17 protein-coding genes are annotated in these 23469 nt (G+C 44.9%); 6 read left to right on the forward strand and 11 right to left on the reverse strand.

Annotation, left to right across the window (positions count from 1 at the left end):
* The first annotated feature begins 199 nt into the window (after window positions 1-199).
* Window positions 200-352 carry a hypothetical protein gene (locus ABD960_RS11750; RefSeq protein ID WP_345332857.1) on the forward strand — a complete coding sequence of 51 codons (153 nt, stop codon included), beginning with the start codon at window positions 200-202 and terminating at the stop codon, window positions 350-352.
* Window positions 353-630: 278 nt separating this feature from the next.
* On the opposite strand, the gene ABD960_RS11755 is transcribed toward ABD960_RS11750, so the two are convergent.
* The 7 genes from ABD960_RS11755 to ABD960_RS11785 all read right to left on the reverse strand — a co-directional run bounded on the left by ABD960_RS11755 (window position 631) and on the right by ABD960_RS11785 (window position 6653).
* A complete protein-coding gene (locus ABD960_RS11755; protein WP_345331347.1) occupies window positions 631-1476 on the reverse strand; it encodes an SDR family NAD(P)-dependent oxidoreductase in 846 nt (281 codons plus the stop codon).
* 86 nt (window positions 1477-1562) lie between these two features.
* Complete coding sequence (locus ABD960_RS11760) at window positions 1563-2507, reverse strand: helix-turn-helix domain-containing protein (protein WP_345331348.1); 945 nt, start codon at window positions 2505-2507, stop codon at window positions 1563-1565.
* A gap of 86 nt (window positions 2508-2593) precedes the next feature.
* Window positions 2594-3568: an ankyrin repeat domain-containing protein gene (locus ABD960_RS11765; RefSeq protein WP_345331349.1), complete on the reverse strand. Its 975-nt coding sequence runs from the start codon at window positions 3566-3568 to the stop codon at window positions 2594-2596.
* 11 nt (window positions 3569-3579) lie between these two features.
* Window positions 3580-5016, reverse strand: a complete 1437-nt coding sequence (locus ABD960_RS11770; protein ID WP_345331350.1) for an ankyrin repeat domain-containing protein — start codon at window positions 5014-5016, stop codon at window positions 3580-3582.
* 3 nt (window positions 5017-5019) lie between these two features.
* Window positions 5020-5520 (reverse strand): hypothetical protein, encoded by a 501-nt coding sequence (locus ABD960_RS11775; protein WP_345331351.1) that lies wholly within the window; start codon window positions 5518-5520, stop codon window positions 5020-5022.
* A gap of 13 nt (window positions 5521-5533) precedes the next feature.
* Complete coding sequence (locus ABD960_RS11780) at window positions 5534-6313, reverse strand: hypothetical protein (RefSeq protein ID WP_345331352.1); 780 nt, start codon at window positions 6311-6313, stop codon at window positions 5534-5536.
* Window positions 6314-6320: 7 nt separating this feature from the next.
* Window positions 6321-6653: a magnetosome magnetite crystal formation protein family gene (locus tag ABD960_RS11785; RefSeq protein WP_345331353.1), complete on the reverse strand. Its 333-nt coding sequence runs from the start codon at window positions 6651-6653 to the stop codon at window positions 6321-6323.
* A gap of 225 nt (window positions 6654-6878) precedes the next feature.
* Between ABD960_RS11785 and ABD960_RS11790 the strand changes: the two genes are divergently transcribed.
* Window positions 6879-8864 carry a LuxR C-terminal-related transcriptional regulator gene (locus ABD960_RS11790; protein WP_345331354.1) on the forward strand — a complete coding sequence of 662 codons (1986 nt, stop codon included), beginning with the start codon at window positions 6879-6881 and terminating at the stop codon, window positions 8862-8864.
* Window positions 8865-8877: 13 nt separating this feature from the next.
* On the opposite strand, the gene ABD960_RS11795 is transcribed toward ABD960_RS11790, so the two are convergent.
* Genes ABD960_RS11795 through ABD960_RS11805 form a run of 3 tightly spaced genes read right to left on the reverse strand, consistent with a single transcriptional unit; the run spans window position 8878 to window position 14487 of the window.
* Window positions 8878-11244 carry a GH92 family glycosyl hydrolase gene (locus ABD960_RS11795; protein WP_345331355.1) on the reverse strand — a complete coding sequence of 789 codons (2367 nt, stop codon included), beginning with the start codon at window positions 11242-11244 and terminating at the stop codon, window positions 8878-8880.
* Window positions 11245-11271: 27 nt separating this feature from the next.
* On the reverse strand, window positions 11272-12669 hold the full coding sequence (locus ABD960_RS11800) for a sugar porter family MFS transporter (RefSeq protein WP_345331356.1): 1398 nt from the start codon (window positions 12667-12669) through the stop codon (window positions 11272-11274).
* A gap of 18 nt (window positions 12670-12687) precedes the next feature.
* Window positions 12688-14487, reverse strand: coding sequence for a class I mannose-6-phosphate isomerase (locus tag ABD960_RS11805; RefSeq protein WP_345331357.1), 1800 nt, complete (start codon window positions 14485-14487; stop codon window positions 12688-12690).
* Window positions 14488-14693: 206 nt separating this feature from the next.
* Here ABD960_RS11805 and ABD960_RS11810 point away from each other — a divergent pair, with 206 nt between their 5' ends.
* Window positions 14694-15422 (forward strand): GntR family transcriptional regulator, encoded by a 729-nt coding sequence (locus ABD960_RS11810; protein WP_345331358.1) that lies wholly within the window; start codon window positions 14694-14696, stop codon window positions 15420-15422.
* A 159-nt stretch (window positions 15423-15581) separates the two neighbouring features.
* On the forward strand, window positions 15582-16391 hold the full coding sequence (locus ABD960_RS11815) for a 3-keto-disaccharide hydrolase (protein ID WP_345331359.1): 810 nt from the start codon (window positions 15582-15584) through the stop codon (window positions 16389-16391).
* An 11-nt stretch (window positions 16392-16402) separates the two neighbouring features.
* On the opposite strand, the gene ABD960_RS11820 is transcribed toward ABD960_RS11815, so the two are convergent.
* Complete coding sequence (locus ABD960_RS11820) at window positions 16403-18733, reverse strand: DUF7133 domain-containing protein (RefSeq protein WP_345331360.1); 2331 nt, start codon at window positions 18731-18733, stop codon at window positions 16403-16405.
* A gap of 234 nt (window positions 18734-18967) precedes the next feature.
* On the opposite strand from ABD960_RS11820, the gene ABD960_RS11825 reads away from it, so the two are divergent.
* Both ABD960_RS11825 and ABD960_RS11830 read left to right on the forward strand, forming a co-directional pair.
* On the forward strand, window positions 18968-20533 hold the full coding sequence (locus tag ABD960_RS11825) for a tetratricopeptide repeat protein (protein WP_345331361.1): 1566 nt from the start codon (window positions 18968-18970) through the stop codon (window positions 20531-20533).
* Window positions 20534-20751: 218 nt separating this feature from the next.
* Entirely contained in the window at window positions 20752-23460 is a 2709-nt protein-coding gene (locus tag ABD960_RS11830) for a TonB-dependent receptor (RefSeq protein WP_345331362.1), read from the forward strand.
* The last annotated feature ends 9 nt before the right edge of the window (window positions 23461-23469 follow it).

Consider the following 23469-nt stretch of genomic DNA (forward strand, 5'->3'; position numbering starts at 1 on the left):
CTGTGAATCATATCTTTCGGTTTTTGAAAGATACCTATACATTTTGTAAGGTTTTTTGTGGGTGATTTTTTGATAACGAATAAATCGTTCATATACAACTTTATCAGCCTTGCGGTATCAATTTATACCATATTACTTACGCGCCGGTAAGGTAAAAATGCATTTCCCGTGCTTACTCTTATAACAGTTAATAAAAGGTATGGCCGGTAGTAACCAAAACAGCGACAATTTGGAAAAGGAGTTCATAGAGCTGGTGAAGCACTCGAGGCGTGGCAAGCTAAAGGTGTATATTGACATGAGCGCCGGCGTGGACAAAATCTACCGTATGCTGCAGGAAGCCATGTGCTGCTGAAAAGCCCATTGCAATTGCGGAGTTGGCATTGAAAGAGGTTGCATATCACCTGGCGCGGAAGATATAAATAAAAAGCGACCAGGTCATGCAAACCATTATGCAGGCCTGGGGATGGCTATCTCCAAGGATTTTATTGAGTTGCAACAACGCCGCATAAGTTTGGAAAGCGCCCTGAGTGAAGGCATCAGGTTTTATTTTTTACTCCGGCTGTTTCATAAAACAAGGCGGCAGATTTGATGGCCTGCCGTCTTGTTTATTGGCTGCTTACAGGGCGACTGTTACTTTTGAAAATCGGTTGATTTACTAATGCTTTCAAAGGCATCCAGATCTTGTTGAACGGCCCCTATCTTGTTGTTCGCCATAGCGAATGCATCCGACCCGAGGAACAAATGCAGCGGGCGGTTCTCCATTTCGGCTACTTTAATGAAAGCAGCGGCGGCATTTTCCGGATCGCCGGGCTGACTGCCGATGATCTGCTCATTATGGATCACTTCCAGGTCGCGGGCTTCTTTGTAATCAGCTATCGGGCTGGCGGCGGTGCGTAATGAACCTTGCAGCAGGAAGTTGGTTTTAAAATATCCGGGGTAAACAATAGTAGCACTGATGCCCATTGATTTTACCTCTGCTGATAAGGCCTCGGTAAAACCGGCCACAGCAAACTTTGTAGCATTGTAAACACCCCAACCGGGGAAGGTGCCTAAAAAACCTGCTATTGAGGAAATGTTGAAGAAAGCCCCTGCCCTCTTTTCGCGAAAGTGAGGCATCACGTTGCGGACAACATTTAACGAGCCGAATACGTTAACATCAAAATTCTGACGGGCTTCGGCATCGGTCAGTTCTTCCAGAGTACCCAGCTGACCGTAACCGGCGTTATTAATTACAACATCAATACCACCTAATGTAGCTATAATTTGAGCAACGGTTTTGGCCACACTATCGTTATTAACCAAATCCATCTGCACGGGTAAAAAGTCGGGGCCGGTATAACCTACCTCTTCGCTCAGCGCGGCGGCATCACGAGATGTAGCGGCAACTTTATAACCCTCCTTAAGCAAACGTTTTACAAGTGTTAAACCTAAACCTTTTGAAGCTCCTGTAACGAACCATACTTTTTGTGTTTTCATGACAATGATTATTTAATTGTATGATACAAAGGTGGCTACAATGACCCGGCTAGCACTTATTCAAATCATAGAGATATTTGCGAGTTTCAAATATTGGCGGGTGCCAGCGTACTTTTCCTGAAAACAGACGGCGACAAATTAGCCTTCTTCCTGAAAAATGAGGTGAATGCGGCCTGTCCGGAAAAGCCCAGTCCGTCGCTTATTTCGCTGATGTCCCAGTCGGTTTGTACCAATAGCGACTTCGCTTCGTAGAGCAGCCTGTCCTGAATATGCTCGCGTAGGGTTTTACCGGTATGGCTTTTAACCAGCGAGTTAAGGTAGTTGGGGTGTACATGCAGTTGATCAGCAAACTCGGCGGCGGTTTTAAGCTTCACAATACTGTCGCGCTGCTGTACCTTAAAGGCTGACTCCAATAACGACAGGAAACGATATATGTAGCCATACCCTTCTGATACCGTCTTTTCCGGTCGTGTACGCCCTGCACGCTGCGCCTCCAGCAGCATCATTTGCAGTTGCAGTAATATGGCTTGTTTCTTATCTACATTATCGCCCCTGTCCTCATTCAGCATTACCTCAAAGTTGCCGTTTATGTTGGCAGATTGAGCTTCGTTTAATCGTACAACGCAGTTGGCGGGTTTAAAATAAGGGTATTGACGAAGCAGATGCAGCACATGGTCGGCATCATGCTCAAAATAAGCAGGATGTATCAAACAAAAATGCCCGCCCGTTTCTTCGGATGTGGTTTGCCATGCCATAATCTCGTCGGGATGAAGAAAAGCTATCTCATTCGGCCCCATCTCATAGCGGTGCAAGCCGATGATAAGAACACCTGTTCCGGCCGTCATATGAAATATCTTGTAAAACTTACGGCGGTGCGGCGATATATAATCCTTAACCGGATAGTTATCCCGGTTTTGTATTACAAAATATTTTGAATCAAGCGGATAATGTTCGAGGTTGAGTAGCGGCACCTTATACTCATCGTGCGCAAACTTTTCCAGCTCCATACGGGGTATCATCGATGCATCCATAAACAAATTTACTTATTTTGACGGTAAGCAAAAAAGCACATACCGTAAGATATGCGCCTTAATCACCTGGAAATTACAGATAACGATTAACTACCGGCACCAGCCATCAGCAATTGCTCCACAATTTCGGTATAACCCCGCTCGCTGGCGAAATCCATTGCGCTGCGGCTGTTGTTATCAACCGCGTTAACATCGGCTCCCTGCTCAATCAACAACGCGGTAAAATCATTAAACCCGCACTGCGCGGCTACGATAAGCGGGGTTTCGCTAAAGCTGTTACGCGAGTTAATATCGGCACCAGCATTTAATAATACGTTGCCTATATGATGATTACCCATCCCCGCCGCGTAATGCAACGCAGAATTGCCATTGAGTACATGCAGGTTAACGTCCGCGCTGTTCTTAATAAGCAATTCCACTAAATGAATGTTGGAGTTATCTACAGCCAGTATAAGCGCGCTTACACCATTATTATTTAACTCGTTCAGATTTAACGTTCCGTGGCGCAGCAGTGCATTAACCGTTTCACTTTGATTATTATATACCGCCTGGTGTAATGGGGTATTACCATGATCATCCTTTTGTGTGGCATTATTAGCTGATAGCGAGCTTACAAGATCACGCATACCGTTTGCCGTAGCATGATCGTAGATATTGTAGCCACCGTTATCCTTCGCCTCGGTATCGGCGCCTAATGAAATCAGGTAAAGCGCGGTTTCTGTTTTGCTGGCCAGCACAGCATAAAACACCGGCGTTTGGCCGTAATTATTAGCCGCGTTTATGTCGGCACCGGCATCAGTTAGTTGCTTTATAATATCCTTACTGCCAATACGCGCCGCACAGTGCAGTGGTGTTTCACTGGTGTTGTTGGCAAGGTTTACATCGGCACCCGCATCAATCAGCATTTTAACAATATCCTTTGCGCCTTTGGCAGCTACGTAATAAAGCGGCGTATTACCAACTGCATCGCGTTTATCAATATTTATTCCGCCTTTTTTTAAAAAGGCTTGTACTATTCCTTTTTGCGCATTTTTACATGCGTTCAAAAACATGTTATCCATAGTGTAATTCTTTAAACCAGCAGTAATTTTACTACGGCTTCGTTATTATTTTGCACGGCTATATCCATAGCGGTTTGGCCGGCATTGTTAACCTTTTCTACATTATCAACCCCTGCATCAATCAATAACGATACAATTTTTTTGGCCGACATATGGTCGCTGTTGGACGCCGCGTAGGTAAGTGCCGTATTGCCCGTTTTATCTGTATAACCGGTATCAGCGTTATTATCCAGCAATAATTCAGCTATTCCGAATTTATTCTCATTGCCACGTTGCGCAAAGCTCATTAACGGCGTTTTGCCATCGGTGTTAGGTTTGTTGATATCGCAGCCTGCGTCAATCAGTTCTCCAGCCAAGGCTGTATTCAAATCGGCCATATAACCCGCCTGGCATACCATATTCAACGCGGTGTCGCCTTCATTGTTCACTACGGCGTCTAAATCAAGGCCACCATCAATCAGGGCGCGCAGCATCTTTACAATATCCCGCGTATCCTGGCTCATGCCCCGCCCCATGTTACTTACCGATTTGGTAAGCAATTGTAACACGGCAGTTTGCCCGCTACCTGTGCTGTAATTTACATCGGCACCAGCTTTTACAAGTAAGTGCACCATTGGCAGCGAAGGATATTCGCAAGCCAGCATTAAAGGTGTACTACGATATTGGTCAGACAGCTCATTCAAATCCGCGCCATTATTTATGACGGCCTCAACAGCTTCAACATCCCGGTTTAATACAGCCTCATGCAGCGTCATTCCGCCTGTAGCACCGGCCTCTTCATCACCTGATATAATTGCCGCAATCTCCTTTACACCGCTGCGTTGCGCATAGGTTAAAGGTGTGGTGCCGTAAACATCCTTATCTTCCAGATCGATGCCCCCTTTATCAACCAATATCCTCACTGTTTTAGCTGCAGCATCAACTGCGCCCGGTATAGTTTTACGATGAACCAATTTTTCGCATATTAAATGCAACAGGTTTTTACCCTCGCTATCGGTAACGTCCATCTTAATACCAGCATCTCCCAGCGCATCAAGCATTGGGTACAGGTAAACCAGGGCTGCATCAAAATAGGCGAGCTTGCCTGAATCATTTTTCTTTTTAGCGTTAACGCCTATTTCGAGCAGTATAGTGGCAGTATCATACACACGTTTCGCCTTTTCGTCTAAATCCGCGCTGCTTAAATCAAACTTTGTTGTGGCGAGCGCATGTAAAGGCGTATCGCCATACTTTGCCGGGCGGGGTTTAACACCGGCATCATTTAACAAGCGTATGGCATCGGTATCAGTAAACCGCGCCGCCAGATGGTAAAGGCCTTCCTCACCGTCGCCGGTGATGTTCAGGTCGGCAAGTTCGCGGTATAAAGCTATAACATCAGTACGTTCGGCCGGTTGCGCAAACATATTGCGGTGGTAAGCGTCTCTTATCTTATTAAAATCGTTTGTCATAAATCAGCTGTTTTTACGGGCTACGTTTAAAGCCTCGGTTATGTTAAGGTAGTTTTTGTATGCGATGGGTGTTGCTGTTTCAATTACCCGGGCATAATCCTTCAGTTGCAGCCAGCAATCAGTTTTCAGCCGCACAATTGCGTCAGCAACCAGAACGGGCAACAGTTCAATATACCTGGAGCTAAGCGCTTGCTTATAATTGCTAAGTTGATTTTGATTATCACGCATGGTTTTATACCATACATCGTTATCCCGGTTTGGTTTGGATTGAAATACCGGCAACAACACCCTCGCTTTTTCAGCACATGCTAATGCTTCTTTGTAGCATTCTACCGAATAGTAGCAAAGCGCCAGGTTAAACTGGGTCGCCGGCAAGTCGGGCTGTTCTGCTTGCAACAACAAATAGGCATCAGCAAAACAGCCGGCATTAATCAATCGGCAAATAAGCTCCTCTTCGCTACTGCCGCGTGTTGTGCTTAAGTTATTATTCGCACCTAAAAGCATAAGTTTTACAGGTTTACTTTTTAAATTCGGTGATTTGTACCTGCAGGCAGATGAGTTTTCCGGAGTCGACCTTATCATGATAAGCCGGCACTGCAACGCTATCCTTTGACGACAGCAGTTTATAGTAATAATCCGGGCCGCGCAGCTTTTTACGTATAGGATGAGCCATGATGAGTAACTCATTATTCGCCATACAGGTAACGCCTACGGCATCCGCCCGTAATGATGACCAATACTCGTCCATTACATCGTAATTAACGATAGGATACTCCTCTCCTTTCGCGGGCTGCCTTACAGGCTGAAGCATAAAGTTCTCGTCAATGCGATCATAAATTTCTATTTCTCTTCCGTCCTTGTCCCGCTTTGTACCCGTCGAAAAGGTGAGCCCCTGTATCAGCCAATAATATCCGCGTTTTTGCCCGTCCCAATTACTGTAGTAGTTTTTATCCTTAAAATGCATGGTATCTACACGCAACGAATCATAATCGGCCTTGCTAAGCGTCCGAATTTTTACACTTAGCCGCGGGCCAAGGCTGTCAAGCCTGGTCACCACGTCAGTTGAGTCAGGACGTAAGTAATTATCATCGAGCGCGAAGATCAAGGGCACGTCAGGCAATTTGAATGCTTCCTCGTAAGGAGCATTACGCTGCCCGCAACTCAATAGTGATATTTGCACCATCGAGAAAATACCCAGGCGTGCTAACAGCTTACGGATGTTCATGGCCATGCATATCAGGTGAACAATCGGGTTAAACAGAAAGCGGGAAGCTGCAAGCTCCCCGCCTTTCCGCATGACAGGTTTAGGAGGCAAAGTTGAATTTACCTTCAAACAGCTTGCCTACAATAGGCAGCGGTTTAATGGTTTCATTGTTAGCAGTTATGATGCCCAGTAGCAATAACACAAGTGATACCAGGCTAACAATCATTGACAGAAAATAAAGTGAAGGCACGATAGAGACCAGTATGGTAACCGCGATGCCCAGCACAAACGAAAATATGATCAGGCCGAGTGATTGACCCAAGTGGTAATTAACCAGTGGACTTTTGTCTGTGCTTTTTTTGTAATCTAAATAAGCAATGATCCATCCGATGATAGTAATGTAGGCCACAATGGCTTTTGTTTTGTTTGACATAGCTTTTGTTTTTAAAGGTTATTAATGAATGATGTTGACACAAAGGTATGGGCGCTTTTAAGCCTCATCCAAATAATAGGCGGCTACAAGTCGTCTACAAGCTGCGTCTACTATGTCTACAAATCGTCTACAACAATTTCATAACTTATTATGTTACAATACTGCTGCAAGGGCTAATTACTATAATTAGCGATAAAACCAAAGCAGCGTAAGTACCTAAAGCCGATGCAGTTAAAGAAGTTATTTATTGTTACGAGTTGTCTGTGCACTTTCTTTTTTCAAAATAATGCCGTTGCGCAAAAGCTGATTATAGATTCGTTAAAGATCTCGGCAAGCAAAGCGAAGGGCGAGGATAAGCCCGTTGTGATGGCGGAGCTGGCTCGCGCCATGAATGAAAGCAATCCGGATCAGTCACTTGCTACCGCTTTAAAAGCTTTATCAGAATCGAAAAAGTATGATGACGCCGGAACTAAAAGTTTTTGCTATGCCGCAGTTGGCCACATCTTGATGCGTAAAGAGCAGGAAGCACGAGCTAACACCTACATAGATAGCGCGTTAAAATGTGCCAAACAAAGCAACAATAAAACATTTACCGCTTACGCCTGGCTGCGTAAAGGCTGGCTCGAGTTGGTAAAGGGTGACAACGAAAAAGCAATAGCTGAACTCCTTAAAGCCGATCAATTAATCCAGAACGTTTCGGAGAGGCGAGCCTATAGCTACCGCTCATTGATCAATCATTATATCGCGAGTATTTACGCCTATGGCAGCGATACACTTAAACAGCGTAAATATGCCTTGTTAAGTTTACAAAATGCCCGTAAAAGCGCCTTGGGCGATGATATGCAGATAGGCTATATGTCTGTAGGGCATAGTTTTTTTTCGGTATTTGAACGTGATAGTACCAACCGCCGTTTGCTTGATTCATCAATGGCCTACTACCGCCGGGCTATGGATTATTACCTGCACAGCCGCGATCGTATCTTTATCCAAAGCAACGCGTCGGCAACCGCGTTGAACATTGCCAACAGCTATTTTAAATATTACCCGGTAACGTACAGAGACAGTGCGCAGCGTTATATAAACATCGCGCTGGAGATTGCCCGCCGTACTAACGGACATGAGGTGATAGCAAATTGTTACGGTATGTTGAGCGAATACGCACTGCGGGAACGAAATTTTAAAAAGGCCGAGCAATTTTTGCTGACCGGATTAACGGAACTGGCAACCGCTTCGTCAGCAGCGGACATCACAAGATCAAGGATGGTGCTTGGCCTTGCGACTATCGCCGAAAAAAGCGGCGATACAAAAAAGGCGCTGCGGTATTACAAACAGTATCTCGACTATTACAAAAAGGTATTTGACGGACAAAAACTGGCCATCGTACAGCAATTGGAAGAACAGTACCATGCCGCGCAGCAAGCTACAGAAATATCAAGGCTGCGCGAACGGGCTGATTATAATTACCGCTTAAACTGGTTATACGTTGCGATAGGTACAGTAAGTGTTGTACTGCTGGGTTTGTTGCTCAGTTCGTACCACTATAAATTAAAAGCGGCGCAAAAGCAAAAACAATTGTCTGAACAAAAAACACAGGAAGCTGAACTGCTGGCACGCCTGCAAAAAGCTGAAGCCGACAGGCTCGAACTTGAAAAGCAGGAAGCTGAACTGCAGATATCCCTAAAAGAAGAAGAAAGCGCCAAACTACAGGCACAACAGGAATTATTGCAGGACCGCACAGAATGGCTCGAAAAAGAGCTATTAGCCGGCACGCTTAAACTGGAAGAAAAAAACGCGATACTCAGCTCGCTCAAAGAAAAATCGCGCGGTGCGGATCCAAAGGTAACTCGGCAGATAAGCCGTATTATTGACCAAAACCTGCGTATGGATAAAAACATGAGCGAACAACAGGCGCTTAATCTTATCCATCCCGGCTTTTTCAGCACTTTACAAGAGCGGGCCACAAATTCGCTCACACGGCTCGACCTTAAATATTGCGCCTATATTTTAATGGGGCTTGATACAAAAGAGATTGCCGGCCGCCTTGGTGTGGAGCCGAAAAGCATACGCATGGCGCGGTACAGGCTAAAACAAAAGCTTAAGCTGGAAAAGGATGATAACCTCGACCAGTTTATCCACTCGCTTGAAAAAGGAATGCTAACCGAACAAACCGTCATCGATAACGAACGTAATGACGATACATCAGATCAATAATCGTACAGAAGAATTATTGATCTGACGGCGGAGGCGTTTTTACTCCCCATGCCGTATTAGGTTCAGACCCCATAACAAACTTAAGCTCACCGCCCTTTGTCAGTTCATCAAAATACATCCAGCAATTATCAAGCGGCTTACCGTTAAATTCAGCAGATTGGATGTACATGTTCGAAGCAGAGTTATTAACTGTTTCTATTGTAAGTACCTTACCGTTGCCTAACTTAACATGTGCCGAGGCAAACAGCGGGCTGCCAAATTGTATAATGGGTTTTGAATCCGTGAAACCCTTAACATCAAATAAACCCAAGCTGTTGAGCACGTACCAGGAACCGAGCTGCCCCTGATCTTCATCCTGCCCGTAGCCATAGCCATGTATTTCCTCATGGCCATAAAAATCATTACCAATTAGCCTTGTCCACTTTTGTGTTAGCCATGGTTTGCCGGAGAAATTGAACAACCAGCTGATATGCAGATTGGGCTGATTGCCATGATTGTAAATTGAATTTATCCCCGCAAAGGCATCAATGGTTTTACCGCCACCAAAGCCTTGTTTCTCTGAAACTGTGAAAATGCTATCAAGCCGCTTATTAAAATTGTCCTGACCAATTGCGGCGATCAAGCCTGCCGGATTGTGCGGAACGTAAAAAGTATATTGCACCGCGTTTCCTTCCTGGAAACCCCGCCATGGCTGATATGGGTCAAACTTATCGATAAAACTACCGTTAGCCCGTTTGGGTTGCATAAGTTTGCTGGTTGAATTGAAAATTTGTTTCCAACCGTTTGACAGTTTTATGAACTGCTTGTAATCTGCCTGTTTCCCTATCGCTTTAGCCATTTGCGCAACGGCAAAAGCACTGTAACTATACTCAAGCGTATGCGATCCGGCAAAATTTGATCCGGTTGAGTCTGTCACGAAATCACGCCCGGTTTGGTCAAAAAATGGCACGTAACCGTATTCGATAAATGCCTTGGTGTCCAGTTTTCCGGCGCCAAGCGGACGGCTTTTATAAGCCAGTTCATTGGCACGTACAGCCTCATAAGCCAGTTTAACATCGTAATTGCGGATGCCTGTATTGTAAGCGCCAACCACAGCCAGCCCCACAAAGTTGGTTCCCACTCCAGATACAAACTCACTATTGGCAATACCATCGCCAAACCAGCCCCGATCTTTATAAAGCTGCAATTGCGTGTTTACAAAGCTGCCATACCACTCCGGATATGATAGCGACCATAGTTGCGTAATGTTCCAAAACCCGCCCCAAATGGCATCGGTATTTATAAATTCCGCCTTTAAGCCTTTGTTACTTTGTGCAGGTAATCTGCCCGTTTTGCCGCCATGCTTTGGGTAATCGCCATTAACATCACTTGCTATACCCCTACCCAGCAACGCATGAAAAAGTCCGGTGTAGAATTTCTTTTTGTTAATGGTATCAACATCTTCTACATAAATCTTCTCCAACTCCTGCTGCCATATTTGCTGGGCTTCCTTTTTCGCGTTATCAAACGAAAGATTTTTCGCCTCCGCCGTAAAGTTTTGTTTAGCATTAGCAATGGAGGTGTATGACAGGCCTGTTTTTACCTCGATGGTTTCACCCTTGGCCGTTTTGTAGTTCAATACCAAACCTGCACCGGCACCATTAGCTTCGCGCTGGTTAACCTGTACCTTTTCGCCGTTAAAGGCGCTTATACTCAGCGGTTTTTTACTCAACTCGCCGTATATGTACATGTTCACGGTTCCTTCTGGATCGTAAATCTTTACATACTTTGGGTAGGTGTATACAAAGCCTTCAAAGTGCGTATCGTCAACCATTTTGATGGATGCATCAGTCACTATATCGCTCTCGCCCTGCTTATTCCCAATATCCAATATAATGTGCGATTGATCATGCTGAGGGAAAGTATAACGTTGAAAGCCCACCCTTTTTGTTGCGGTTAGCTCGGCTGTAACCTGGTAATCATCTAACAAAACTTTGTAGTACCCCGGTTGAGCAACCTGGTTTTTGCGATTAAACGCCGAGCGGTAACCGGGCTGCTTGCGTTCAAGGTCTCCGGGCACGGTTATTAATTTGCCTGTAGTAGGCATATAGCTAATGCCACCTACCTGCCATTCGTGAAAATGCACAAAACCTTCAATAGAGTTTTGGCGGGTATCATAACCCACAGCTTCCCAACCCGAAGGATTGCCATAATGCCCGTTAGTTGATGGTGCCAGCTTGGCCATACCATACGGTACAGCTGCTGGCGTATAAAAAAACCAGCGGCTGTGCGCAGTACCAATATCCGGGTCAACATATTTCAACACACTTTCGCGCCGGGTACTGCAGCTCATCAGCATTAATACACAAACAACTACAATTAAATTTATTTTGGCTTTCATCAGCTACGGATTGATATAATAATACTTTTAATTTTTAGGTTGAGAAAGTTTCCAGTGTTTCTCGATATCTTCAAGCGAACGGCCCTTTGTTTCCGGGATTAGTTTCCAGGTTAACCAAAGCGCCGGCGAGCAGCAAATTGCGAATAACCAAAAGGTCCATGACGAACCTAAGCTTTCGAGCATAGCAGGTGTTAATTGCCCCACCAGGAAATTACCTATCCATAATGACAAGGTGGCTAACGACATGGCAACGCCGCGTACGCCGTTCGGGAATATTTCGCCTACGATAACCCAGCACACAGGCCCGAACGAAAAAGCGAAACAGGCTATAAAAGCCAAAATGAAGATCAATATCCACGGGCCGGCGGTTATGTTGAGATAGAACAACACACCTATTACCAGTAACGCCACAACCGCTCCGCCTACCCCTGCAAACAACAGCGGCCTGCGCCCCCATTTGTCAATAGTGAAAATAGCTACGAAAGTGAATACCACGTTTACCAAACCTATGGTAACCTGCCCGCCAAGGGCATTGTTTAATGTAAAACCAGCCTGCTCCAATATGCGCGGACCGTAATATATAACCGCGTTTATGCCGCAAACCTGCGATAGAAATGGCAGCAACAAACCAATAAGTAAAGCTTTACGATAAACCGGTTTAAACAACTCGCGTAAGGATGTCTGATCTTCAGTACCTTGTTCTTTAAATGCTTTGATCTCATGCTCTGCAGCTTCCGAACCGTCAATTTTTGTTAGAATTACCCTTGCTTTAGCTTCTGAACCTTTTAGTAATAACCAGCGCGGCGACTCAGGCACTACAAACAGCGAAAACAAAAATATGGCCGCCGGTATTGCCCCTAACCCAAGCATAGCACGCCATACCTGCACCGAAAAGATGTTGTTTAGCGCCGCACCCGTGTATACATCATGAGCGTGGTTTACCAAATAAGCATTTGAAAAATAAGCTATTACGATACCTATAGTTAAAGCCAATTGATACAACGATACCATTGTACCCCGGTAGCGCGACGGCGAAAACTCAGAGATGTACAACGGCGATACCATGGATGCTACGCCGATGCCCAGGCCGCCTATCAACCTGAATAAAATGAGTGCAGTGAATGATCCGGCAAGCATACAGCCCAATGCCGAAACCAGGAACAGTATCGCCGAAATGATCAATACAATCTTACGGCCATACTTGTCGCTCAGCTTACCCGAAAATATCACCCCTACAATACACCCCAATAAAGCGCAGCTTACAAACCAGCCTTCGCCGGCAGCATCCAAGCTGTAATCAGCTTTTACAAAACCCACGGTGCCTGAAATAACCGCGGTATCAAACCCAAAAAGAAAACCACCAAGCGCCGCTACCAAGCAAACCAGATATAGGTAGGTACCGCTTTTTTTATTTGCTGTTTGCATAATTACTGAGGTTTACGGTTACTTTAAAAATGCCTTAATTACTTTTGCCCTGCCATCGCCCAGGTTTTTTAACCGGTATGATATTGCCGCAGCAGGCACTACAAAGGTCTCCGCGTAAGCAAATTTTTGTACGGTACCATCGGCAGTTTCAATACTTACGGATTGCCCTTCAACCAGCATGAGTACATGGCAGCTACCGTCGGTTTCTACTTGTATCGTATCATCAAATTCTATCCGGTGCACGTCATAAAAATGGTCGGCATGGGTGGGTAAATGTATTAGCTGATATCTTTCGTTCCCGGCGATAACAGCTGGTTTGGATATCAATTCCTGCTGTACGCGCTCGCCTTTGCGTTCAAAGTCCAGATTATTAAAGGCATGGTCAATATTTATCGGGCGGGGTTTTCCATCCAGGTCAAGCCGCACCCAATCATACATCTTAAAGGTAAAAATATACGGCGTAGCGCTTATCTCGAGCACCAGGTTACCCGCACCCGCACTGTGCACGGTGCCATTAGGTATTAAATACAGATCGTGTTTTTTAGCGTGATGAACCTGCACGTACTGCTCAATATCAATCGCCTCACCCGTTGCCTGGCTATCGTTTAAAGCATTTTTAAACTTATCAGGATCGATATCATTTTGAAAACCCAGGTATACGCTCGCCCTATCGTCACAATCCAAAATATAATAGGTTTCATCCTGCGTTATGTTTTCGCCAAAATTTTCCTGGATGTATTTTAACCGCGGATGGCATTGTATAGATAGATTACCGCCCTGGTAGGTATCCAGAAAATCAAAACGTATCGGGAACTCATCACCAAACTTTTCAGCGTGTTTACCCAATACATTTTGGTTATTGCTAAACATTAGCGTATCAAATGATACCTCAAGCAAATAGCCGTCGCTTTCAAAAACCAACCCGTTTTCCGGAACGATAAGCTCGAAAGACCAGGCCAGGTTAACTACATCGGTATTAAGATTAGGAATGTGCTGCTTCATCCATTGTCCGCCCCATGCGCCAGGCTCAAACCAGGGGCGTACCCTGAATACAGATTGGCTCAATTTTGCTAACGCAGTTAGAAGATCTGCCTGATACATCCAGTTAATATTACCCGGCCATTGCGCATCCGCAATAATATCAACACGGCTCAGTATCTGTTTTTTATGCTGATTAAGTAACACCCAATCAACAAAATAAAGGCGCTTGTACATTTGGGCAGGTTCAGCAATTTTTGAGCTACCCAGATTGGTTATACCCCCTGCCCGCATGCGGAACTGTATTTCGTTTTTTGGAATATCCAGGTAGATAAGGGGGGCATTCCATTTGCATAGTGCAGCCCCGGTACCGATTACAATATTGATAGCGCTGTTATCATCTTTCTGGATAGCGGGCAGATCATCAAATAAATCAGCTAAAGTTAAAGTGGTTTTGGTACCCCATACCGATGATGCGCTGCCCAAAAAAGGGCTTACCAGCTGCTCTACTTCCGTTTCATCTTTTAAATAACCAGCCATATCAATCCAGTTCACCGTAAGATTTAACCGGTCAAAATATTGCTGCAACCCGGTTTTAATATGCGCCCAGAATACACCTCCATAACCATCAATCAAAACGGTTTTCTTTTCAATGATATAGGCGGCCAGCGACTCGAAGCCGTTAAATATTTTACCACCACCCAAATGTGCCGAAGGATAAATATTATAAACATCTTGCTCCATGGTTTCGGTAGCTAACTTGGCCGGCATTATGTATTGCTGCGTTTTGCGCAATTCGGCATTGGGTAACGAGTTGAGATTATGAGACGTACTTTGCATTGCTTAAAAGGCTTTACGTTACTACCTTATGTAAGTGAAATGGTAGATCAGCAAAAGCGAAAATTTAATTGGTTTTATAATATGTACAAACATATAAACATTATTATGAATTGCAAATTTTATAGTCTTTAATTAACTAACGTGCGACTAATAACTGTTATGTATGAACAAATATCCAATTTTACTATACTTGCATAACATAAGGCATGAAGTATAGCATAGATCATAAAAGCCCCATACCGCTGCATGTGCAAGCTGAAGAGTTGCTCCGGAAGCTTATAGCAGAAGAAGCTTATCAAAATGGTAAGGTATTGCCTAACGAGGTGGAACTTGCTAAAATTCTGGCTATATCACGCAGTACGCTCAGGCAAGCCATTAATAAACTTGTATTTGAGGGTTTGCTGATCCGGAAAAAACGCTCAGGCACTAAGGTTAACCACTCAACCATCAGCTCCAAATCAAATAACTGGCTTAGCTTTTCGCAGGAAATGAAATTGCGTGGCATCGCTATAAAGAATTTCGAGCTGCATGTTACCTGGGTATACCCGGACGAACAATTGGCGAATTTTTTTGAGATAAAGCCCGACAGAAAAATATTGAAGATGGAGCGGGTGCGCGGGCAAGCCGATGGGCCTTTTGTTTACTTTATCTCCTACTTTCATCCACGCATAGGCTTAACCGGCGACGAGGATTTTAAACGCCCGCTTTACGAGTTATTAGAGCAGGATTATTTTACCATCGCGTCACTATCCAAAGAAGAGATCAGCGCACTGGCGGCAGATAAAATAATAGCAGAAAAGCTACATATCGCTGTATCTGCCCCTGTTCTCTTCCGCAAACGGTTTGTATTTGACCAGGGTGAGCGCCCTTTTGAATACAACCTGGGTTATTATAAAGCTGACAGTTTTATTTATACGGTTGAAAGCCGGCGTTAAGTTAGCCGCCTTGCTTAAGCACGGTACTGAACACCCTTGGAATATTATAAAGTATTTAAAATAAGTTATTTATAAAATCCGTGCGCTGCTTAACCAGGCAACATCTATTAATGTGATTTAAACGCTTATATTTACAATTCGACTAAATAAAACCTGATTATGATCCCGGTGAAAAAACTAACCTACGCGTTAAGCATTTTTTGTATCGCTATTATAGGCTGCTCAGGAGGCAGCAAGCTTAACGGCACTACCAAAGGCTGGAAAAAACTTTTTAACGGCAAGGATGTCAACGACTGGTTTGTAAAGATAAATCACCATGAAACAGGCGTAAATTTTGGCAATACCTTTCGCGTGCAGGATGGCATTATACAAATAAGATACGACCGGTACAGCGACTTTAACGATCAGTTTGGCCATTTGTATTATAAAACGCCTTACTCCCATTATCACCTTAAGTTTGAATACAGGTTTGTGGGCAAACTGCAAAAAGGTGCGCCCGATTATACTTTGCTTAACAGCGGTGTAATGTTTCATTCGCAGGACCCGCGTACCATGCTTAAGGATCAGGATTGGCCAATATCTGTAGAAATGCAGTTGCTGGGCGGGCTGGGCGATGGCAAATCAAGGCCGACCGGCAATATGTGCTCACCTGGTACCGATGTAGTATACCAGGGCGAAGTATCTCGCGATCATTGCATCAGTTCATCATCAAAAACATACGATGGCGACCAATGGGTTAAGGGGGAGCTTATTGTGTTAGGGAACAAGCTCATAAAACATATCATTAACGGCGATACCGTACTGCAATACTCAAAACCCACCGTTGGCGGCGGCGTGGCCAATGGCTACGACCCAAAGTATAAAAAAGATGGCACACCTTTAAGCAACGGCTTTATAGCCTTGCAAAGCGAAGGCCAGCCGGTTGATTTCAGGAATATCGAAATAAAAGAGTTGCCCGGTAATAAATAATCGGGTTAAGATTAAGGGAAAACCTTTTCAAGCTCTTCAACTGTAAAAGCTGAATTGCGCTCCTTTAGCTGGCTGCGTACCGTAATTACTTCTTTTACAGTTACGGCGGAAGCCTTGTTTTGCCATGAACGGCGCAGGAAACTCAACAATTGCGCTATATCGGCATCGCTTATTTCTTTGGCACCGCCAATACCGGGCATATCGCCGTTTATTTCGGGGGCTTTGTATAAATGATCATTCACCTCTACCGGACCGGTTAGCCCGTTAAGCACAATACCGATAAGCTTTCGTTTATCGCCTGTTACCCACTGCGAACGGTTAAACGGCGGGGCTAGCCCTTTAATTCCATTGCCATCGGCACCGTGGCAGGTTTGACAGGTGGTACTGAAGATTGTTGCACCGCGCGGAAATTCTTTTTTCAGCTTTAGCGGGTCGTTATTAAGCAAGCGGCTTTTGCGGTTATTAACTATCTTGCTTAAGCGTTTAAAAAACACTGTTGCGGTATCCTTTACAACCGATGTAAACTGTGCTTCTCGACCAGACAGGTTACTGATTATGGCATCGGCTACATATTTGTTTTGAGGATACAAAGTTGCCAGTTGTTGCAATAATTTATCAGCGCCAGGCTTATCGTACCGAGATAGAACCGGATACAGATAAGCGATATAAGGAGCCGTTACTTCGTCCCGATTTTGTACAAGTCGCTGCAAAGCACTCAAATAACTTTTATAAGATGCTTTATTTACAACAGATGGCACTATACTAATCGCCTCAACACGCAGCCATGCATCGGTACTGCTTATATATGGAATAAGCCGTTCGGCATTTAGCGCGTTGAGCCCTTCGAGCGTCCATAACGCATGGATAGTTTTCAACTGATTGCTCCCGGCCAGAGCCTGTTGCAGGTAAGGAACAGCAGCAAGCAATTTTTTATCGGTAATGGTTTGCTGCGCCCGATCACGTACCCAGCCGTTGGTATGGCCTAATAAGTCAACCAGCTTTTCCGGCTCGGCTGGTATAGCCACAAATTTGGCGCTATTACCTTTTGGTATCACTTTATAAATACGCCCACAATTTAATGGTTGTGAAAGCCGGCGCTTTATTATTTCATTTTTTAGGTATTCGGTAAGGTACGTTTTGTGCTGAATGATACCTCGATACATGTCGGTAATATAAAGCGCACCATCCGGCCCATCGTTAAGGTTCACCGGGCGGAACCGCTCATCGGTACTGGCTAAAAATTCGCGTCCGATGTAAGCTTGCCTGCCGCGGGTAATATTACCTGAATAACCGATCAGGTTCCGTTTTATCAAATTGGCCGATGGCTCGGCCACAAAAGCACTTATCGTACCATCATTAAACACACCGCCCCGGTAAACCAGCGGGGCACAAGCCGCTGTAAAGTTGCGCAACCGCAATTGCTCATCCAGCGTGCCTTTGGTATAGCCGCGGTTAACGCCAGGCGTCGGCCTTGCAGGGTAAACCCGGTTATCGGCTACCACCCGCTCAGCATAACCTGTAACATTTTGCTGATCGGCATTGCCATAGCCGAAGCCCGGCAAAAAATAATCGCCTATTACGTTTGAGGAGTTGTCATTGTAGTAAAGCCTGCCATAATCATCCTGGCTTATACCCCATTGCCCGCGAAAATGTGTACGTTCAATTAACCATTTGCCATCCTTAAACCTATAGCGTTTTGATGATTTGGCGTTATATATCCAGTTATCCATCGCCCGCAGCAAACCGTTGGGCTGATGCTCTACGTTTCCGTCCTCGGTATATTTCGGGTCAACCAGCGTTCTTTTTCCTGGCTTATCGCCTTCAATGGGGTAAAACCACAGCCTGGGTGGCTCGGCAACCAATACGCCGCCGTTTATAAAACAAAGGGCGCGCGGCAACCGCAACGAATCAACAAAAACCGTACGCCTGTCATAAACGCCATCACCGTTGTCATCATTCAAAATAACAATTTTACCGGTAGGCGCATCTTCACCATTCCCGGCAGTATCGGGCATATAGCCGGTCATTTCAACAGCCCAAAGCCTGCCGCTGTTATCAAAGTTAATGGCCACCGGCGCAACTATAAGCGGTTCAGCAGCTACCAACTTAACCTCGTAACCGGGTTCTAACTGCATACGCGCCATTGACTGTTTCGGGGTTAACACGTCCGACCGGCTAAAGTCGGGAGTATCAATGGCCGCTTTCACCGAGTTCTGGTTAACATTTGACACTACACCAGTCTTTAAAGGTTTGTGGCTCACGCATTGAATAATGGTTAGGCAAGCCGCTATCAACAGCGCATAGAGCAAATAATATTTAAAACGGTTAACCTTTACAAACATTTTTTTTGTAGCAGCTTCAACATGTTGTATCACACAAATATGTTTATTTTTTTAAGGATAAGCTCATCAGGATTGTAACAAGTATCGTACTTAAAAGCTTCCGGTTAAAATATCGAACTCCTTTCATCTTACATAACAAACAGCACCCTGCAATTAACACTGAGTTAATAGTGGCTCAATATATTTAACGCTTTATACAGGAAAGGGATGCGCTATTGTTTAAAAGCTTTTTCAATGCTGCTTTTATGTGAGTTATTGTTCGTAACGGCAACTTATGCGGATGCATCGTCGCACACGCAAAACATAACTTATAATACTATCCGGCACGCCGGCGACACGGTTAACTCGCAAACGGCTTTTATAAATGCCAAGCACCGTTTAAACAATGCGCTTGCTGCCGGGAACGATGTAGTTGCGGCACAATGTTACCAGGAATTGGGCGATTTATTTTATATGCAAACTGCCTACTCGCAAGCGCTTGATAATTTTTTTAAAGCCGACAAGATACTCCGGCGAATGAGCGCCCCGCTAAAGCTTGCCGCTAATGTTAACAAAATAGGCCAAACCTATTTGCAGGTTCGGCAATACCCGGCCGCTGAAAAAGCCTTTCGCGAAGCGTTGAATTTATACCGGTCTAACAACAACCCAGACGGCGTTGCCGGTGCTTATGGATTTATAGGCCATACCTACGAAAAAAGAGGTAATTATCCGCAGGCCATAAACTATCAAAAGCTGGCACTAAAAACATATCTCTCAGGTGGTAATAACAGGGAAATCGCCAAGATATACGAAAACCTGGGCAGCATACACGAGGATAAGCTGCAGCTTGATTCAGCACTTAAATACTTTAAACTGGCCGAGCAGATCAATACGAAAAACAATAACGAGACTGACCAGATAGAGGTATATAATAACCTGGGCGATGTGTTACGCAAGTCGGGCAGGCATAAACAATCGCTGGTTTATACACGCCGAGCGGTGGCATTGGCCGGCAAATTAAAAGACCAGTATCAGTTAGGCAGCGCTTACCGCGATCTGTCAAAAGCTTATCACCTGCTCAACCGTAACGACAGCGCCTTTTATTACAGCGAGGCCAGCCGTGATATATTTTTAAAAATATTTACCGAGGATAACGAGAAGCAATTGGCCCTATTGCAAACTATTTTCGAGATAGAGCAAAAAAACAGCGCGATAGACCGCTTTAAAAGCGAAAAAACAATTAACCGCATTATTGCAATTGGCGCCACGGTAATTACCTGCCTTATAGCGTTGCTTGCCGTTACTTTTATAAGCAGGCAACGCCTTAAATTACGTAATGAGCAAAAACTGAATGAGCAAAGCAAATTAAGCTATAAAAATGCCCTCGATATAAAAAGCAAGGAACTCACCAGCCATACTCTGCACATCATCCGCAAAAACCAGTTGCTTGATGAGCTTAAGGAAAAGCTCAAGACCATGATTAAGGACGATAAACGCGACCAGCGCCGGGAGTTACACAAGCTTTTAAATATGATACAGCTTAACAGCAACCAGGATAAGAACTGGGAAGATTTTCGGGTTGTGTTTGAACAGGTGCATGACAATTTTTTTGACAAGCTAAAAGAGCATCCGGCAGGCTTAACCCCATCAGATATGCGCTTGCTTGCCCTGCTGAAAATGAACCTCGGCTCGGCGGATATGGCAACCATGCTGGGTATATCACAGGATAGCCTGCGAATAGCACGTTACCGGCTTCGTAAAAAGCTGGGGCTGGATGAAGGCGAAACGCTGCAATCCTTTATTAAAACCGTAACAGAATAGCAATTAAGCTTAGCGTAACATGGCCTTAACAGAAACTTAATGGCTAAATAAGCGCAGTATAAACAAATGAAAACCATACAGTTATATAATTTTGTTTACGCTTGATAACGCTTTGTTTACACCTGTAACAACAGTGTATACGTTTTGTAACACCACATTATGCGGGAGGTTGCCGGTTTACCATAAATATTTGCGCAAAACAGAACAAAGTCACTTTTATGGAACTTAAAAAACTACTCATTTTTTTTATTTTGATGTGCGGCAGCGGCATTGCTATGGCCCAGCGCGGCATTATTAAAGGTAAAATAAGCGGACAGCAAAACGAACCGCTGGCAGGTGCGACACTGCTTGTAAACGGCACCACCTCGAGCACCGCAGCTGACCTGAATGGCGATTACCAATTTTACGTAAACCCCGGTAACCTGAATTTAACGGTACGCTACCTTGGGTACCGGGACACTACCATAAATGTATCACTAACTGCCGGGCAGTTAAAGATAATCAACATTACGCTGAAAAGCAGGCAAGCCGCGTTAGAGGGCGTAGTGGTTACCGGCTATACCCAAGGCCAGGCCAAAGCGCTTAACCAGCAAAAGAATGCCGATAACATAAAAAATATTATCGCTGCAGATCAGATAGGCAAGTTTCCGGACCCCAACGCGGCCGAAGCCCTACAGCGTGTGCCCGGTGTAACCATTGAGCGCGACCAGGGTGAAGGCCGCTATGTGTCATTAAGAGGCTTGGCTCCCCAGTTTACCAACACAAGCGTTAACGGCGAGCAAATACCATCACCCGAGGCTGACGTAAGGTATGTAGCCCTTGATGCAATACCATCAGATCAGCTGGCATCCATCGAAGTAAGCAAAGCCCTTACGCCCGATATGGATGGCGACGCTATCGGCGGCTCTATAAACCTGATTACCCGCAGCGCGCAAAGCAAAAAGCCGACCATTTCCGGTACGCTTGGTGGCGGCTATAACAACCTGATGCGTAAAGGCAACGTACAGGGGCAATTGCAATACGGCCAGCGCTTTGGTGATAAAGAACAGTTTGGCCTGTTACTTAACAGCAATTACTACCAAAACAACCTCGGCTCAGACGGTATAGAGCGCGCTATTAATGATAACGAACTGGAGACCCGCGATTATGAACTTACCCGCACACGCCTTGGTTTAAGCTCGGCGTTAGACTATCGTTTTAACAATCATCATGAGGTTTATTTCCGTACGCTTTATTCACGTTTCACGGATCGCGAATGGCGCCGCCGCTATGTTTTTAAACCATCTGATGAGGAGATAGAAAAACTAACTAAGGATCGTTTTGAGGCGCAATCTGTACTCTCATTAAACGCGGGCGCCAAACATACTTTTAAAAGTTTTTTGCTGGATTACGAAGGGCAGTACAGCTATGCGGAACAAAATACCCCTTATGACAATGAGGCCGCTTTTATAGCCGGAATACCAAGCGTATTAAATTACGCCGATACCCGCTACCCGTCCATATCAACAGATGAGGATTATAAGAATAACTCGCTATATAGCTTTGACGAGCTGGGTATGGGTAACACCATTGCTAAAGATAAAAACCTGACAGCAAAGGTAAACGTAAGCGTACCCTATAAAATAAATAGCAGCGATGGTTTAATTAAGTTTGGTGGTAAGGTTCGCTCAAAAAACAAAAGCTACAGCATCACCCAAAACACATTTGAAAACCTGGGCGGTGTACCTAACCTTAACCAATTTGCAGGTTCGCCAGTTAAGGATAAATTTATGGGCGGTCGTTATGACTTAGGCAATCCGCTTGATATCAGCAGCCTGATGCGTTATTTCAATGCTAATCCATCGCAATTTGAGCTTCAGATAGCAGATAAAGCAGCCGACGAAGCGCTCGAGTCATTCGAAGCATCTGAAGATGTTTACGCCGGTTACCTAATGGGCCGCCAGCAAATAAAAAAGCTCATGATTTTAGGTGGTGTACGTTACGAACGCACCAAGGTTAGCTACAGCTCCAAAGACGTTATCATAGCCGCCAATGGCGACCTTGAGGCTATACGCCCGGTAACCGGCAGCAGCGTGTATGATTTTGTGCTGCCTCAACTGCATTTAAAATACGAGCTAGATAAATTCAGCAACCTGCGTGCCGCTGTAACTTACTCATATGCCCGCCCTAACTTTTCAGAGATCATCCCATCGCAGGAGATCAACCGTGAGGATCGGGTTGCCACTATCGGCAACGCCAACCTAAAACCGGTAAAAGCGCTTAACTACGACCTGATGGCCGAGCATTACTTTGGTTCGGTGGGTATAGCATCGGCAGGGTTATTTTATAAAAAACTCGATAACTTCATTTATCGCCGTACCATTTTTAATTCACCCTACCCTACTACCGGCACACCAATTATTCCGCGTATTGATATCACACAATCGCAAAACGGTAATGATGCCGACGTATTGGGAGCTGAGATCGCTTTGCAGCGCCGCCTATCATTTATACCGTTTCTGGATGACTTCAGTGTCTACCTGAACTACACTTACACACACTCTAAAGCGCGTATACAAAGCAGGGAGGCTAACGAAGGCAATGCCAATGTAACCGAAGAAATAAGGTTACCGGGCCAGGCCAGCCATGTGGGTAACGCGTCTGTGGCGTATGAAGGCAAAAAGTTCTCCGCCCGTTTATCGCTCAACTTTAACGGCAGCTACCTGTCTGAGCTTGGTGGTACTAAGGATGAAGACATCTTTATAAAGAACCGTATGCAGCTTGATGCCACCGCCGGGTACGCTGTCAATAACAGGTTCCGCTTGTTTGTGGAGGCGCTAAACCTTACCAACCAACCTTTGCAGGCTTACCAGGGAAATTCAACGCAGTATATACAGCGTGAATTTTACTCTTACTGGATGCGTTTTGGCGTAAAGTTCAATTTATAACAGACCATT

The sequence above is a fragment of the Mucilaginibacter defluvii genome, from assembly GCF_039543225.1.
Taxonomy (GTDB): Bacteria; Bacteroidota; Bacteroidia; order Sphingobacteriales; family Sphingobacteriaceae; genus Mucilaginibacter; species Mucilaginibacter defluvii.